This window comes from Alsobacter sp. (genome assembly GCF_059501845.1).
Window position 1 is genome coordinate 72,954 of the sequence record NZ_JCACDK010000004.1, and the last position, 15,649, is coordinate 88,602.

Annotated in this window: 16 protein-coding genes; 4 read left to right on the forward strand and 12 right to left on the reverse strand. The window is 66.7% G+C overall.

All coding sequences use genetic code 11. The annotated features are described in order from the left end of the window. Nucleotides 1-61 precede the first annotated feature (61 nt). Complete coding sequence (locus tag AC5JCN_RS05065; protein WP_495753938.1) at nt 62-1,078, reverse strand: amino acid ABC transporter substrate-binding protein; 1,017 nt, start codon at nt 1,076-1,078, stop codon at nt 62-64. A gap of 245 nt (nt 1,079-1,323) precedes the next feature. Between AC5JCN_RS05065 and metC the strand changes: the two genes are divergently transcribed. Then, a complete protein-coding gene (gene metC, locus AC5JCN_RS05070; RefSeq protein WP_495753939.1) occupies nt 1,324-2,508 on the forward strand; it encodes a cystathionine beta-lyase in 1,185 nt (394 codons plus the stop codon). 2 nt (nt 2,509-2,510) lie between these two features. Here metC and AC5JCN_RS05075 read toward each other — a convergent pair whose 3' ends face one another. The 6 genes from AC5JCN_RS05075 to AC5JCN_RS05100 all read right to left on the reverse strand — a co-directional run bounded on the left by AC5JCN_RS05075 (nt 2,511) and on the right by AC5JCN_RS05100 (nt 8,395). Continuing rightward, complete coding sequence (locus AC5JCN_RS05075; RefSeq protein WP_495753940.1) at nt 2,511-3,107, reverse strand: pyridoxamine 5'-phosphate oxidase family protein; 597 nt, start codon at nt 3,105-3,107, stop codon at nt 2,511-2,513. After that, on the reverse strand, nt 3,104-3,433 hold the full coding sequence (locus tag AC5JCN_RS05080; RefSeq protein ID WP_495753941.1) for a lipid-A-disaccharide synthase N-terminal domain-containing protein: 330 nt from the start codon (nt 3,431-3,433) through the stop codon (nt 3,104-3,106). Before AC5JCN_RS05080 ends, AC5JCN_RS05075 begins: the two co-directional genes overlap by 4 nt. Continuing rightward, nucleotides 3,433-4,203: a glycosyltransferase family 2 protein gene (locus AC5JCN_RS05085; protein WP_495753942.1), complete on the reverse strand. Its 771-nt coding sequence runs from the start codon at nt 4,201-4,203 to the stop codon at nt 3,433-3,435. Before AC5JCN_RS05085 ends, AC5JCN_RS05080 begins: the two co-directional genes overlap by 1 nt. Nucleotides 4,204-4,211: 8 nt before the next feature. Then, nucleotides 4,212-5,897, reverse strand: a complete 1,686-nt coding sequence (locus AC5JCN_RS05090; RefSeq protein WP_495753943.1) for an ArnT family glycosyltransferase — start codon at nt 5,895-5,897, stop codon at nt 4,212-4,214. Nucleotides 5,898-5,984: 87 nt separating this feature from the next. Then, a complete protein-coding gene (locus AC5JCN_RS05095) occupies nt 5,985-7,082 on the reverse strand; it encodes a calcium:cation antiporter (RefSeq protein WP_495753944.1) in 1,098 nt (365 codons plus the stop codon). Between the two features lie 77 nt (nt 7,083-7,159). Beyond that, complete coding sequence (locus tag AC5JCN_RS05100) at nt 7,160-8,395, reverse strand: TCR/Tet family MFS transporter (RefSeq protein WP_495753945.1); 1,236 nt, start codon at nt 8,393-8,395, stop codon at nt 7,160-7,162. A 182-nt stretch (nt 8,396-8,577) separates the two neighbouring features. Between AC5JCN_RS05100 and AC5JCN_RS05105 the strand changes: the two genes are divergently transcribed. Together AC5JCN_RS05105 and AC5JCN_RS05110 are read left to right on the forward strand one after the other, a co-directional pair. Continuing rightward, complete coding sequence (locus AC5JCN_RS05105) at nt 8,578-8,814, forward strand: hypothetical protein (protein ID WP_495753946.1); 237 nt, start codon at nt 8,578-8,580, stop codon at nt 8,812-8,814. Nucleotides 8,815-8,892: 78 nt separating this feature from the next. After that, complete coding sequence (locus AC5JCN_RS05110; protein WP_495753947.1) at nt 8,893-9,267, forward strand: YciI family protein; 375 nt, start codon at nt 8,893-8,895, stop codon at nt 9,265-9,267. A gap of 456 nt (nt 9,268-9,723) precedes the next feature. On the opposite strand, the gene AC5JCN_RS05115 is transcribed toward AC5JCN_RS05110, so the two are convergent. Then, complete coding sequence (locus tag AC5JCN_RS05115; RefSeq protein ID WP_495753948.1) at nt 9,724-10,089, reverse strand: hypothetical protein; 366 nt, start codon at nt 10,087-10,089, stop codon at nt 9,724-9,726. Nucleotides 10,090-10,651: 562 nt separating this feature from the next. Continuing rightward, complete coding sequence (locus AC5JCN_RS05120; protein WP_495753949.1) at nt 10,652-11,917, reverse strand: hypothetical protein; 1,266 nt, start codon at nt 11,915-11,917, stop codon at nt 10,652-10,654. Nucleotides 11,918-12,180: 263 nt separating this feature from the next. Between AC5JCN_RS05120 and AC5JCN_RS05125 the strand changes: the two genes are divergently transcribed. Continuing rightward, complete coding sequence (locus tag AC5JCN_RS05125; RefSeq protein WP_495753950.1) at nt 12,181-12,885, forward strand: hypothetical protein; 705 nt, start codon at nt 12,181-12,183, stop codon at nt 12,883-12,885. A gap of 31 nt (nt 12,886-12,916) precedes the next feature. Here the strand turns inward: AC5JCN_RS05125 and AC5JCN_RS05130 are convergent, their stop codons facing one another. The 3 genes from AC5JCN_RS05130 to AC5JCN_RS05140 are packed head-to-tail and all read right to left on the reverse strand — an operon-like array spanning nt 12,917 to nt 15,638. After that, nucleotides 12,917-13,468, reverse strand: a complete 552-nt coding sequence (locus AC5JCN_RS05130; RefSeq protein ID WP_495753951.1) for a hypothetical protein — start codon at nt 13,466-13,468, stop codon at nt 12,917-12,919. 13 nt (nt 13,469-13,481) lie between these two features. After that, the gene (locus tag AC5JCN_RS05135; RefSeq protein WP_495753952.1) at nt 13,482-14,075 is read right to left on the reverse strand and encodes a hypothetical protein; all 594 of its coding nucleotides are present in this window, start codon (nt 14,073-14,075) and stop codon (nt 13,482-13,484) included. Between the two features lie 54 nt (nt 14,076-14,129). Next, a complete protein-coding gene (locus AC5JCN_RS05140) occupies nt 14,130-15,638 on the reverse strand; it encodes a tetratricopeptide repeat protein (protein WP_495753953.1) in 1,509 nt (502 codons plus the stop codon). Nucleotides 15,639-15,649 lie beyond the last annotated feature (11 nt).

The window sequence follows — 15,649 nt, forward strand, 5'->3', positions numbered from 1 at the left end:
ACTGCGTTCTGCAAGCCGTGTGCCGGAAAGGGCGGCGCGCCGCGCGCCGCCCTCAGCGGTATCAGCGGATCGGAGGAGCGTATTGCAGGCCGCCCTTCGACCAGAGGCCGTTCAGTCCGCGCGCGATCTTCAGCGGCGAACCCTGGCCGACGGTGCGCTCGAAGCTCTCGCCGTAATTTCCGACGTGCTTGATGATCCGCACCGCCCAGTCGTTGGTCAGGCCGATGCCTTCGCCGAACTTGCCCTCAGTCCCGAGCAGACGCTTGATGTCGGGATTCTCCGACTTCATGCTCGCCTCGAGGCTGGCCTGCGTCACGCCGAGTTCCTCGGCCGTGATCATGGCGTAGAGCGTCCACTTGATCAGGTCGAACCATTGGTCGTCGCCGTGGCGGACGGCTGGTCCGAGCGGCTCCTTGGAGATGATCTCGGGCAGGACGAGGTGCTCGTCAGGCTTGGCGAGGCGGAGGCGCTCGGCGTAGAGGCCGGAGGCGTCCGTCGTGAAGGCGTCGCAGCGGCCGGCGTCGTAGGCCTTCAGCGTTTCGTCGGACGTGGCGAAGGTGACCGACTTCAGCTCCAGCTTGTTGGCGCGGAAGTAGTCGGCCAGGTTCAGCTCGGTCGTGGTGCCCTGCTGGACGCAGATGGACGCCCCGCTGAGCTCGAGCGCCGAGGCGATCTTCAGGCTCTTGCGAACCATGAAGCCCTGGCCGTCATAGTAGTTGACACCCGTGAAGTTCAGGCCGAGCGAGGTGTCGCGCGACATGGTCCAAGTCGAGTTGCGGACGAGGACGTCCACTTCGCCCGACTGGAGCGCCGTGAAGCGGTCCTTGGCGGAGAGCGGTACGAACTTGACCTTCGTCGGATCGTCGAAGATGGCTGCGGCGATGGCGCGGCAGAACTCGACGTCGAGCCCCGTCCAGTTGCCCTGCGCGTCCGGCTGGCCGAAGCCGGCGAGACCCGTGTTGGCGCCACACTGCAGGAAGCCCTTCTGCTTCACATTGTCCAGCGTGGCTGCCTGGGCGGCAGTGCCGGCGAAGGCGATCGTCGCGGCGAAGGCCGCGGACAGAGCGAACATTTTCATTGGCAATCGACTCCCACTGTCGTCGTTCGGACTGCACCGGACGTGCGGCACAGGCCCTGTGGCCGCCCCATTCCCCTCCCGGAACAAAGCCCGACCCAGATCGCTTGCATCTCAGTAGAGTTTACCGGGCCGGTCAAGCCTGCCCGCGGCTGCGCACGCGCCTCCGCCTTGACGCTGCGAGGGCCATTCGTGCAAGTGCAGCGGACCCCCGCCCCTTCACAACCAGTGCCTGCGCGGATCGAGCGATGAAAGAACTGACACCTGAGGCCAAGGCCAGGCTCGGAAAACGCACGCGTCTGATGATGGCCGGCCGGCATCCGGACGAGCAGTTCGGCTTCGTCAACACTCCCATCTACCGCGGTTCGACAGTTCTGGCGAAGAGCGCGGCCGAATACCGCGACAGGACGGGCCGCTTCAACTACGGACGCCAGGAGAGCCCGACGATCGCCTCGCTCGAGGAGGCATGGACGGAGCTGACCGGAGCTGCGGGAACGGTGCTCGTCCCCTCGGGCCTCGCGGCAGTCGCCACGTCACTCCTCGCCGTCACCCAGGCAGGCGGCCACGTGCTGGTGACCGACAGCGCCTACTACCCGACCCGCCGCATCTGCCAGAAGCTCCTGAAGCGCTTCGGCGTCACCACGACCTTCTATGATCCCGCGATCGGCGCCGGCATTGCCGACCTGATCCGCCCCGAGACGACGGCAGTCTATGTCGAGTCGCCCGGCTCCTTGACCTTCGAGGTGCAGGACATCCCGGCGATCGCGGAGGCCGCGCACGCCCGCCGCGCGGCGGTTCTCATGGACAATACCTGGGCGACCCCGCTTTTCTTCGACGCACATGCGAAAGGCGTGGATATCTGCATCGAGGCGGGCACGAAGTACGCGAGCGGCGCCTCCGACATGCTGCTGGGGATGATCTCCGTCACGGAAGCCTACCTTCGCACGGTGCGCGACGCCTATGCCGACCTCGGCAACGGGCCCGGCCCGGAGGATGTCTTCCTCGCGCTGCGCGGCCTGCGGAGCCTGCCTCTCCGGTTGGCACAGCACCAGAGCTCTGCGCTTGTCGTGGCAGAGTGGCTCTCCGGCAGGCCGGAGGTCGAGAAGGTGCTCTACCCCGCCCTGCCCGGCGCACCCGGCCATGAACTCTGGAAGCGCGACTTCACAGGGGCCTCGGGGCTCTTCTCGATCGTGCTCCGCCCTGCCCTGCCCGCTTCGGTGGACGCCTTTGTCGACGGGATGACGCTCTTTGGCATCGGGGCCTCCTGGGGAGGGTACGAAAGCCTCGTGACGCTGTTCGACGGGGCGCCCATCCGGTCGACCGGCTCGTGGACGCCGGCCGGGCCGACCCTGCGCCTTCATATCGGCCTGGAAGATCCTCAGGACCTGATTGCGGACCTCGAGGCCGGACTGGCCCGGCTGGAGCCTGCTTAGGCTCAAGGAGCCAGCCACGACCCCGTCACGCCCGCGACAAAGTCGAACGCGGCCCGGCGATGGCCGGAATGGTCGAGATGCAGCACGTCCAGCCGGCGGATGCGACAGACGACGGCGCCGAAATTGATGCGGCCCGCGGCGATGGCATCGTCGGTTTCCGGCAGCGAGAACGCGTCTCCCGACGCGATGGCAGTGCCGGGCGCAGGCGACGTTCCGTAGCAGACGCGGCTCATCGGCTGCGACGTCGTCCAAGCAGCATCCGCATCCGCATCCCCGTGGTGGAGAGCCGCCACAGCCTCCGCACGGACCTGCAGCTTGGCGCCGGGATCATAGAAGAGGAGAGCGACCTCCGGCTTTGCAGCCAGCTCCCGCCACTTGGGCGAACGAACATCGGTGTGAAAGCGCAGCGACGGCACCGCGGGGTCGAATGCGCGCAGCACGACGATCCTTGCGCGAGGCGTACCATCCTCGCCGATCGTCGCCACCGACGGCGTGTGGCAGGGAGAGCGCCGGTCGGCGGTACCGCGGGCGAGCAGGCGAAAGGCCGTTTCCAGCATGTCCCGCAAGGCGGGGTCGGCGACGGAGGACGACAGGCTCACGAAGCGGATCCGTCGCGCTTCTCGCGCAGAACGAACATGATGTTGCGCACGTAGATACCGACCGCCAGGGCCTGTCCCAGGATGATGATCGGCTCGCGCTTCACCAGCCCGTAGACCAGCGTCATCATCCCGCCGGTAATCGAGAACACCCAGAATGCCATCGGCATGACGCTCCGCCCGGCCTTCTCGCTGGCGATCCACTGCACGATGAAGCGCGCCGTGAACAGCAACTGCGCCACGATGCCGAAGGCCAGCCAGAAATCGAACCGCGCAACGAAAACGTCCCACAGATAGTCGCGGAGGCCGTGCGAGAAGGCCAGAAGCATCAGGCGATATCCTTGACCTCGGGAACGGCCCTGCGCCGCCGGATCAGCCACCAGACCCCCATCAGGTCGAGAATGCCGACCCAGAGCCGGTCGAAGAAGCCGTAGTTGGAGACGCCGGTCAGTCGCGGACGGTCGACGACGTCGACGAGCACGACGTCGTAGCCCTCCCGGCGAACGAGCGCCGGCATGAACCGGTGCAGCGCGTCGAAATAGGGCAGCGACAGGTACACCTCTCGACGGACCGCCTTCAGGCCGCAGCCCGTGTCGCGTGTCCCGTCCCGCAGCACGGCGCCGCGGACGGCATTGGCGATGCGCGACTGCAGCTTCTTGAACCCGGTGTCCTTGCGTCCAAGGCGCTGGCCCGCCGCGAGCCCGGCCCTCGGACCCGCCGCGTCCAGTGCGGCGACGAGCTTGGGGATGTAGGCGGGATCGTTCTGTCCGTCCCCGTCGATGGTGACCACGACCGCCCCGCGCGCCTTCCTGATGCCGGTCCGGACGGCCGCGCTCTGGCCGCAGGACCGCGCGTGCGAGACCGCGCGAAGCCAGGGACGGTCCGATGCCAGGCCGGCCAGGGTGGCGGGCGTGGCGTCGGTCGACCCGTCATTGACGTAGACGACCTCGAACGCACCCAGCGCCGCGCAGGCGGCCTCGATCTCAGCGACAAGCGGCGCGATGTTGCCTGCCTCGTTTCGCACGGGCACGACGACGGAAACGGCTGGTACCGGAGACAGGCCGGACTCCGGAGAGCCTGGGGCGGCGGGTGCGCTCATGGATGCGTTCATTGGCCCACGTAAACCCCGATGTCGAGCTTGCGTCCGCCATTGATGTTGATGCCGTCGACGCGAGACACGAGCCGCGGCGTGATTCCCGCCTCCCGCGCACCCGCCTGGAAATCCTCTTCGTTCCGGCTCTCGACAAAGGCGACCCGGCATCCGCCCTCCTTGATGAAGGCGGCCGCATCCTTCGGATCGGGCATGGCGAGGTCCGTGCGCGTGAGGAAGACGAGGCTGGGCTCACGGAAGCCGACCGTGGCCATCCCCTGGGGCTGGCATCCCGCCGCGCCGGCTGCCGCCGCGAGGCGTGAACTCACGGCAATGCTGCGCAGGCTGGGTACCAACTCGCCGAAGGCTCCCACGCAGACCAGGACGGAGGCGACCGCCGCGGCCAGAACCGACGACCCGAGCCGGCCGGAAAACGCAAGCCTCCACGCCAGCAGCGAGACGGCAAAGGCTGCAGCAAGGAAGGCGAGCGCCGCAATCGGCACCCAGTGCTCCGTGAACCAACCCACGCCGCCGGCGGCAACCAGCAGGACAAAGGCGAGCAGCGGCAGCAGGCCCATCACGATCCGCGGAAGCATGCCCTCTACCGCCAGCTTGCCCCGCTCAGCGGCAATGAGGGCCATGAGGGCGAGCGCAGGATAGAGCGGCAGCACGTAGTGAGGGAGCTTGGTCGGTACCAGCTCGAAGACGATCCACATGGGGATTGCCCAGGCCAGCAGGAATGCAACGGCATCGTCGCGCCTGGCACGCCATGCGAACGGGATCGCGAGGAGGACGAAGGGGGCCATGGGCCAGGCCGTTCCCAGGAAAGCCGCGAGATAGGTGCCCGGCGGCGCCCAGTGCGACTCCTGCCCGCTCGCGACCTTCCCCAGCATGTCCTGCCCGACCGACTCGCCGAGGAAGGCTCCGCCGCTCTTGATCATGATCGCCACGAACCACGGCAGCACGACGAGAAGCACGAGAGGCAGCCCCCAGGCCGGCCGAAGCTTCGTCAGCCAAACGAAGGAGCGTTCGCGGATACCCAGCGCGACGGCGGCGAGCAGCGGCACCGCCGGCGTGATCGGCCCCTTGACGAGGATGCCGACACCGATTGCCACCCAGAAAGCCGCCGCCCACGCGACCGGGAGCCTGTATTGCGCGTCGTTGCGTGCAAGCCACGTTCGCGCCAGCGCAGCCATGGCGATCGCCACCGTCGCCGCCACGACCGCGTCCGTTTTGGCGAGGCGCGCCTCGACGCCGATCAGGATCGTCGACCCGAAGACGCAGGCCGCCAGGAATGCAGCCCGGCGTGTCGTCAGGGAGACGCCGGCCGCATAGGTGAACAGGACGGCCAGGATAGCCCCCAGGACCGAGGGAAGCCGGTAGAGCCAGATCGTCGTGCGCGCCTCGGGAAAGCCCAGCGCCTGAGCCGTCGATACTGCCGCGGCCTGGAGCCAGTAGATGCCGACCGGCTTCTTGTGGCGGGCCTCGGTCTGGAAGCGGATGTCGACGTAGTCCCCGGTTTCCAGCATCTGCTTGGTGGCCTGGGCGAAGCGCGGCTCGTCGCGATCCATCGGCGGCAGGCCGGAAAATCCGGGAATGAACAGAACGAGGCAGAGCAGCAGGAGCACCGCGACCGCACGCGCATGGCCGCCCTCGACAAAGCCGAAAAGCCCACCGCCGTCAGCAGCCTTCACCGTCGCCATCGCATGTCCCCGAGCGGCCGCCACATGCGGATCCGGACGGGGCGGCTTCTATCCCGGAACGCCGAGCGGCGGAAGCGTCAGTGTCCGTCAGGGCACGAACAGGAACAGCAGGAACGCTGCGAACACGGTAAGGTGAACCAGCCCGGTCAGCACGTTCGTGCGGCCGGATCCGAAGCTCACCACGCAGATGCCGAGCGTCAGCAGAAGCATGATCGTGTCGCGTGGTCCCAGCCCGAGGTCCACCTGCCGTCCGGTGACGAGCGATGCGAAGGCCACGGCGGGGATCGTCAGGCCGATGGTGGCGAGCGCCGATCCCAGCGCCACGTTGATGCTGGTCTGCAGGTGGTTGCGGAACGCCGCCCGGATCGCGCCGGTCCCCTCGGGAAGCAGCACGAGCAGCGCAACGAGGGCGCCGACGACAGCGTCCTGACGCTGCAGCCCGAGGCCGGACAGATTGTCCTCGACATCCGCCGCGACATGCTCGGCCATCATTACGATGCCCACCAAAGCCGCGAAAAGGAGGCCTACGGCGCTCCAGAACCTCAGCGCGCCGGGCTTCTCGTGCTCGGCTCCATGTTCGCCGACATCGAGAAAGTCGCCGCGATGGCGCACCGTCTGGATGTAGAGGAACCCGCCGTAGAGGAGCAGCGAACTGCCGGCCATGAAGACCATCTGGACGGGCGAGAGCGTCGGGCCGTGCGTGCTCGTGGTGTAGTCCGGCATCAGGAGCATGAGCACCGAGAGCGCGATGAGGACGCTGAGATAGGCGCTGGCGGCCTGCTGCCGGTGCTCCTGCTCCTTGTGCATCCAGCCGCCGATGAGCAGGCACAGCCCGATCAGCCCCGTGCACACGATCATGACGACCCCAAACACGGAATCGCGAGCGAGCGTCGGGTTGTTCTCCCCGTGCAGCATCATGGAGACGACGAGGGAAACCTCGATGACCGTCACGGAAATCGTGAGCACCAGCGTCCCGAAGGGCTCGCCGATGCGCAGGGCCACGATCTCGGCCTGATGGACGGCGGCAAACACAGCGCCGATCAGCACGACGAGGCTGACGGCCGGGATCAGGATGGACAGGCCGGGCTGCTCGTAGAGACTGTCGGGGATGAGATCGAGCCCCACGGCGAGCGCCAGCGCGACGGCGGGAGCAACGGTCCCGATGCCCCAGCCGCGAGTTTTCATGCCGCGCTCCCCGATTCCGTGCAGGGCAGCCTAGATGTTTCAACCTGCAAGCGAAACAGCGGCCGCGTTGGCGGCGCTCAATCCGCGGCGGCCGGCACGGCGGCCGGGCGGCCCCGGCGCACGAAGAGCCAGAGCGCGACGAGCGACATCAGCCCGCTCGCCAGGAAGGGCGCACCCGGCAGGTGCACGGCAGCGTCAGGGCCCGAAAACGCGCCGAAAAGCTGGGTTGCCAGCAGCGGCCCGACGATCGACGTGACGCCGCTCAGGCCCGCCACGGCACCCTGGAGCTCGCCCTGCTCGTCCGGCCCCACCCGCTGGGACATCATCGCGTTGATGGCAGGCATGGCGATGTTCTGCAGGGCACCGGCAACCAGCAGGACGTAGATCATCCATCCCTGCGTTGCCGCGGCATAGGCGAAGGCGACGGTCGCTTCCACCGTGAGGGCGATCACGGCCGCCCGCCATTCGCCGAGCCGCCGGATGAGCGGCCCGACAAGGCCGCCCTGCACGGCAGCCGTGACGATGCCGTAGGTGGCGAGCGACAGCCCTACTTCCCACTCGCTCCAGCCGTAGCGGGCGATCGTGTAGTAGGCCCAGACGGCCGGATAGGCCGAAGTGGCCAGGAAATGCAGGACCAGGACGGCCGCGAAGGACAGCACGACGGGATGCCGCGACAGGGCGGCCAGCGCCCCGGCCGGGTTGGCCCGCGCGATGGAAAACGGGCGGCGCCGCTCCCGAGGGAGAGTCTCCGGCAGGACCAGCCAGCCATACGCCAGGTTCAGGAGCGACAGGCCGGCCGCGGCGAGGAACGGCACCCTGGGTCCGAACTCGCCAAGCAGCCCGCCGATCGCAGGGCCGATGACGAAGCCGACCCCGAAGGCGGCCCCGATCATCCCGAAGGCCTTGCCCCGGTCGGCGGGAGCGGTGATATCGGCGATGTAGGCGTTCGCCGTCGAATAGGAGGCGCCGAACAGCCCCGCCAGCAGGCGGCCCGCGAACAGCCAGCCGATGCTGGGGGCGAAGGCGGTCATCGCATAGTCGATGCCGAGGCCGGCCACCGACAGCAGCAGGACCGGCCGGCGTCCATACGCATCGGAGAGGTTGCCGAGCAACGGACCGCACAGGAACTGCATGGCGGCGTAGGAAACCATGAGCCAGCCACCGATCGTGGAGGCACCGGATATCGGCACGCCCGCCAGGTTGCCGATCAGCGCGGGCAGGACCGGCAGGATGATGCCGATGCCGATCATGTCGATCAGCACCGTCGCGAGTACGAAGGCGAGAGCATGCTTGCCCGGGGGCCGGGATCTCATGAGGGGGCTCCGGACATCGGACCCGCTTCTAGCCGAACGGCGCTGCAGCACAAAGGCCGCTTCTGGCATGGCAGCGAAACCTGCCGCTGATTTCGATGCGCGGCACGCACGGAAAAGCGCCCAGCGCGCAACCCGCCTCCCCTGCCCGCGTTGGAGGTGTGCGAAGCCGGACGAAGTGCGCGATGGATGCCAGCAGCAATGATCTCGTAGCCGCCCAGCAGGCCTATCAGGATGCTGTGGAGAAGCGGCGGCGCATCGACGAAGTGAAGCCGACGGATCTGCCTGGGGCAGAGGGTGGCGAGAGTTCGGTCATGGAATCCTGGCGCCACCGCAAGGCTGAGGCCGACGCGGAGGTTGCGCAGGCGCGCCAGCGGCTGGACATCATTGCCGGGACGACGCATGAGGCATCCCCGGACTGAGCCACGCTCGGCTCGTGTCGGCAATGTGCCGCGTCTATCGTCCTAGGGCCGGCAGTTCAGCGCCCAAGGATACGATCGATGCTTTACGCGCTTCTCGCATACCACGCCGAAGACGTCGTCGAGTCCTGGACGGGCGAGGAGGATGCGGCGCTGATGAGCAACCTCCACGCGGTACATGAGCGGCTTGCGCGGGAAGGCGTGCTTGGGCCCGCGGCTCGCCTCGACGCAACCCGAGATGCTTGCACACTGCGCGGTCAGGGCGAGGGCGTCGTTCTTGATGGCCCCTTCGCGGAAACCAAGGAACAGCTTCTGGGCCTCTATCTCCTCGACTGCGCCAGCCGGGAGGAGGCGATCGCCGCCGCGCGGGATCTCCGGCGCGTCAATCCCAGCGCCGTCTATGAGATCAGGCCCGTGCGGCTCTATGTACCGGGCGCCCCGCTTCCGGCGGGATGAGCGAATTAAGCAGACGAGGAAAGCCTTCGTCATAGGCAAGCTGGCGATACGGCAGACTCGTGCTGATCCGCGGCGCGGTCGAGCTCGGCAACGCCGACGGTTCCGCCGACCAGAGCGCGGCAGATCAGAATTTTGGCCCGCTTTGCTTCGCCAGAGACGCAAGGCTGCCGTGAGTGCAACGACAGTCCCGCTCGCGCTGTCGAATGCACGGTTCAAACTGCTCAGAGACGGCTAGGAACGGCACCTTCATGATTCCCGTCGTGCGGCAACGGCGAACCCTGGCTACACTGCAGGCTTGATCAGGCTGGCAACACTCATCGGGGCCCTCACCTGCTTGGGCCTGGTTGTCGAGCTTCTGCGGCCGGGATTCTGGCGCGGGCTCGCAGCGCGCATGGCGCGTTGGCTCGGACCGGACCGCTGACGCACGCCGATGAGGCTCGGTCTGCACCTCGCCTGTCAGTCGAGGACCTTGGCGACCCTTTCCAGGACCTTCATGTCCTCGCAGTATTTGGCGACCGCGCCGCGGCCCCTGACCTCCGCGATGGTGCCTGCGGTCCGCTCCCGGAGCAGGACCGCAAGTGTTGCGTCCTCGACGCCGAGCTCCGAGCCCGCCTGATCCATGAAATGCGCTTTCACCCGGTCCGGATACTGGAAGCCGCACAAATGCTCCGTGCTGACCATCGCCGTCAGTGTACGGAGGTATCCGTCGGCTGAAGCAGGATGAGAAAACAGGAGCAGCGCAGGCAAAAGACTCATGCAGATCAATCCGGCGCGGGACGTCGGCAATCGGACCCGCGAGGACCCGAGGGCGACGCTCGTCACGGCCCGTCTCCCGGGAGAGAACGACGGAGGGCTCTGATCCGACGGCGAAGCCGGGGTGCGATCGCTTTGTACGGCAGCAATCGTAAATCTAGGCGCCGCGCTGCGCGATCTGGACCCACGGATCCGCGGCGCCACTGTGGACCCGCACGCATCGACCGCGGCATTTGTTGTAGATACAATCGTCATGTCGCATCCACTTACTATTGAGGATACGAATATTGCACGAATGCTGGTCCAAGACGAATCATTTTAGGAGAATTTTAATCTTTGGCTGCCGCTTGTACGATTGTGAACTTGACGACGACTGTTCGCCGCACCCCAGGCGGAGAAGCCGGCAAGCACACATCCAGGCGGGCTGCCGGCGCCCCCGTGCCGCTGCTGTCACGTGCAGCGACTATCACAACTGTCCACGGGATGTCGGCCGGTTTAATTCGTGCAGTTACTGCCACGTGCGAAGGCGGGCGGCGCGGCGACGGGCGGTCTGTGCCTGTGTGCCAGCCCGCCCATCTCCATTTCTCCGACGCCGGCCGGTTGAGCCCGGCCGGCGTCGCGAGCGTGCGGCTCAGAAGTTCGAGTCGATGGACTTGTCGACCGCCTTGATGTCGTTGACGATCTTGCTGGTCGACTCGTAGGAGGTCTGCTGCGTGGCCAGCGCAGACTGCAACTGCACCTGCAGTTCCTGGCTGATCTGCGCGTTGGACGTGGACTTGTTGTTCAGCGCGCTGAGGATCTGATCGACGCGTGTCTTCTCGAGGTGCTGTCCAGCGGCGATGTACCCTTCGTCTCCTTGGTTGTGGCCGTAGAATTCGTTCAGCAAGGAGTAGAGTTCCTCGGAGTGGTCGGCTTTTGCCGTGTTGACGGGCGGAACGGTCAAGTCGCCTTTTTCTCCGACCAGCTCGCTCATCAGCTTCTGGATTTCCGAGATCTTGTCCTGGTAGGCAGCCTGGGAGGCCAGCTGGCTGGAGAGCTGGATGATGCGGGCGTTCACAGAGTTGGCGAAGGCCAGGAAGGCGACGATCGCGGCCACATCCGCCATCGCGGACGAGCCCATATAGCCCGACATGCTGTGCAGTTGCTCCAGCAATTGCTCACCGGCCGACGGCCCGCGCGGGGGTGAACTAGCCGTGGTGCCGGTGGTGCCGGTCATGGTCCCGCCGGAGACTGTCGTGGTGCCGCCGTGGATAGCAGTCGTTCCACCAACGTTGGTGCTGGTCCCGCCAGTGCTGACGACAGTCCCGCCCGTGTTGGTCGAAGTGCCTCCGGTGTCGGTGTGAGTTCCGCCGGTCTCAGTGTACGTGCCTCCGACGATCGTCGTCGTAGTGCCGTTTGTGGTAACCGAGCCGCCTATGACGACCATGGTCCCGTTCGTCCCGGTTTCACTGCTCCCTGTCGTGGTGGTTGTGCCGCCCGTGGTCGTGGTAGTCGCCCCGGTCGTTGTTGTCGTCCCGCCCGTGGTGGTGGTGGTGCCGCCGACGTTGGTCGTATCACCGCCTTGGTTGATGATCACGGGTGGCAAGGGAGGCGCGACAGGTGGCGCAGGAGGGGGAGGAGGGGCAGGAGGGGGAGCGGGATTTGCATTGAGGCGCTCCTGTTCGGCCTTGTATGCTGTGGCGTGACTTTCCGCATTATTCAACGCCGTAATCATGTCTTCGAGTCTGTGATTATAATTGTCACTACCCTCTTCGAAGTCGTCGAGATAATAAGCTGCGTCGTGGTACAAATCCATATCACCTTGAACGACCCATCCATCAACGCCAAAATCCCACGACTCCATGAGGCTTCCGTGGTCATTCTTGTAGTTTAGTGCACTATCGGCATCCCAAGTCATGACGAAATCTCCTGCTGAAATGAATGGACAATGTGACTGCTTTAAACGCATTCGGCAAAATCGATGCCGCCCCAATAGCTAGCAGAATTGGACGACGATACCGTGTCGTGCAGTGTGGCAGCGGAGGCTCCGTCCGGGCCAGACCGTGAATGGCTCGGCGGCCAGGATGCAGCCGAGTTCCTGGACAGCAGCGCCGGATCGTGGTAGGGATTCCTGCTAGTTTTTGAGATGTTTAGCTCTGTTTTCGTGATTTGAGATTGCCCTTGAGCCTGGACCAATCACCGGCGGACGATGATCACGCGACAAGGGCGCCCCGGCGGGATGCGGGGGCTCTCGTCCGCGACACGCTCCGTGCCCTTCTCGATTCCGCACTGACCCAGCGGGCCGGCTTCGCGGCGTTGCAGGTGTCACATCAATCGGAACTGTCGGCACTCCGGGACACGGTCGGCGGGCTGAATGCCCGGATCGCAGAGCTCGAGCGGCGGCTGGCCGTGGAGAGAACGCAGCGGGACCTGGCCGAGGCCGGATGGCTGGAGGCGGAGGAGCGGCTGGAAGCAGCCGAGCAGCGACTTCGTGAGCTGGAAGACTCGAGCGCCGGCATCGCAGACGACACGCTGGAGGTCGAACGGCCGCAAAAGGGCGCGGAGCGCGATTCCGACCTGTTCCGCCGCATCGCGCAGATCTGCTTCCCCAGCATCGTGTTCCTGCGCAACTCGCTGTCCTTCGTCGACGAGCACATTTCGGACCACCGGGCCCTGCTCACCGTGCTCAGCAAGCTCGTCAACGACCACCGCCAGGTTCAATCCCGCCCGGTCCGCATGGCGAAGGGGTGGCTCGAGGCACGCTTCGCCACCGGAACCCAGGCTGACGGGCGGCTCTACTACCGCCACAAGAACGGCGTGGCCGAGGTCCTGATTTCCGGCAAATGGCAGCAGCAGCGCGATTTCGAGTGGCTCACGCTGCAATGAGACCGGCCAGGCGCCGGACTTGAGCGCAGGTTCACGCAGAGTAAGCTGCCTGCGCCGTGCCCGCATCCGCGGCGCTCTCGGCGAGCGCCGCAAGCCGGCGCTCGCATTCAACGCGCAGATACTCGTATTTCGGTTCGAGAGTCTTTTTCAGGATGAGCTGGTAGCCTTGCGCAGCCATTTCGTCCTGGCCAAGACGGCGCAGCGCTTCGGCCGACAGATAGATGAGGTCCGGCTGCCCTTCCGCGATGACGATGCCGAGCGAGGACGCCAGCAAGGACTGATGCGGATGGTTGAGGGTCAACTCGGCAGTGGCCAGGCCCGCATAGGCTTCAGCCAGCCAGGGCGCTTTCCGCGTCAGGTCGGAGAACCGGTCCCGCGCCGCCTGGTGATCCCCCGCCACGAGAAGCGAGACGGCCTCCTCGGACAGAGCATTCGCTTCTTCATCCGTGATGCGGCCCTGATTGATGTTGCGGAAGGCGCGCTGCAACGTCTTGCTGATCCACGACATGGACAGCGTTTCGCGCCTGGCGACCCAGAACAGGAAGCGGAACAGGCCGCGCTCCCCCTGATTCATCTTCTTCATGGCAAGATTCTCCTTACGAGGCCATGGCCGGCGCCAACTCGTCGGCGCTGACGTCTTCCCGGTCCGCGATCCCGGCCGGCAAGGACATGATCTCGATGCTCTCATCGTCGGAGTCGGCCGGACCGGGCTCGTCCTCGACCTCGTCGGGACCGGCGATCTCCAGCGCCCGCTCGGCCAGGATCAGACCGCCCCGCGCCAGTGCCAGCGCCTTGCTCTCCTCGACGGAATCGCACCGCTCGATGATCGCGCGATAGACCTCGACCGAATCGCGCAACTGCCCGGCCGCATGGAGCGAGCGGGCCAGCGCGATTGCTGCGGCCTTGCTCCATGGGAACACGCCGAGACATTCGTCCGCCCGAACGAGGGCAGCGGCCCCCTCCCCTTGCCCGAGGAGACAGGTGATCTCGCCCAGATGATCCGGCAGCGACGCCCTCGGCGCTTCCCGCAGCATGCGATAAAGCGGCAACGCCTCGTCGAACAGGGACGCAGACACCAGCCTCGCAGCAAGGCGCCTCGCGGGTTCGAGATTGGGACCAGCGTCCGGTTCGGCCTGGGGCGGAGTGCCGGCGGCGGATGGCGCCGCCTCCACCTGCTGATCACCCGTCATGGTCTGCTCCTGTCATCTTGGCTCAGGCCGGTCACGGCGGCCGCGGGGAATGGGTCAGTGTGGGAGCCGGCCCTCGGAGATGAGGGTCTGCTTGATGTGGAGGATGTCGTATGGTCGGAAATTCCCCGCCCAGTTCTGGGCAGCAAGCTTGACCACGCGGCTGACGATGGCGATTGGCAGGTCCCAATTGCCTGGCGCGGCCTGCCGGAAAATCGACATCGACCTGTACCAGGGCGTGATCCGGCCCCCATGCGCCCAACGCCAGGAGCGCGGCTCCCGGCACAGGAAGAAGGCGGGATGACCCATCGCGCCGGCGAGCTGGGCGATGTCGCTGTCGGCTGTGACGATCAGGTCGACCGCGCTCAGCAAGCCTGCCGTCGACGCCCAGACGTTCAGGTCCGTCCCGGCATGATGGACAGTTTCCAGGCTGTTGATGAGCCGGAGATCCTCGTCCGGGGGTGTGCGCTGCAACGACACGATCTGCGTGCCGGGGACGGACAGCAGCGAGGCAAAAGCCGCGAGCGGCGGAGGGGCGACCGCGCACTCGTCCGCGTCGTTCACATCGCGCCAGGCCAATCCGATTCGAAGGCCCCGGCGGGGGAGTCGCGCGGCCAGCCGAGCCTCCCAGGCGAGCCGCTCGGCGTGCGGTGTCGGAAGGTACCCGTCTGCGTGCGGATACGGATCGCCGGGGGTTGCGAAGAGCGACGGCAGGTCGCTGGCGAAGATCCAGGCCTCTCCTGCCGGCACTTCGTGGACGACGTCCGATATGCCCAGGGAGGCGAGCGCGCCGGCAGGCAGGAGAGACCCATCCGCGCACAGGAGGATGCTGTCGGCCACGGAGGCCGCGCGCGGCGCGTACCGGATGAACTGGAAGAGGTCGCCCGGCCGGAGATCGTCCACGATCACCAGCGAGCGCAGCCGATCGCTCGAGCCCGGCGCCCATCGCGTCCCCGAAGGCGGGGAAGCGGGCCGCCCCGCGCCCTCGCGGTGCAACGCATGCAGAAGCCGCAGATGGGAGAAGGCCCCCGCAGGATCGCGCCGGGCGAAGCCGATCGTCGCGGCACAGCGCAGCGCCGCCGGCGGCGAGCCGAGCGACAGAGCCGACATCGCGGTATTGAAGGCCCGGTCGTCGGCTTTCCTCGCTCGGTGGACCTCGGCAACCTCGGCGAGCGCCGCCGCCAGTGACGGCCGGTCGCCATTGCCCCGAGCAACACGTTCGGCAATGACGGCGCACAGCATCGCGCGCTCGAGATGGCCGCCCAGGCGCGCCACCCGTGCCGACAGGACGTGCACCGCAGCCCACAAAGGAAGGCGCGACGACAGCCAGTCGACGATGGGCTCCGCCTCGGCCAGCCGGCCCTCGCGCACCAGCAGCGCGGCGATGCGGAAATGCGTGTCCGGATGATCCTGCCGCTCGCTCAGGTCCGATTCACAAACCTCCAGAGCGCGGGCCAACGGCCCGACCGCGTAGGGTTCGAACGGATCGCGGAGGTCGGCGCCGAGATTTTCCCGGTCCGAGAGGGTCCAGGTCCGGCGGGCGGCGAGGTCGTTGAGAGTCACCATGACGCAATCCG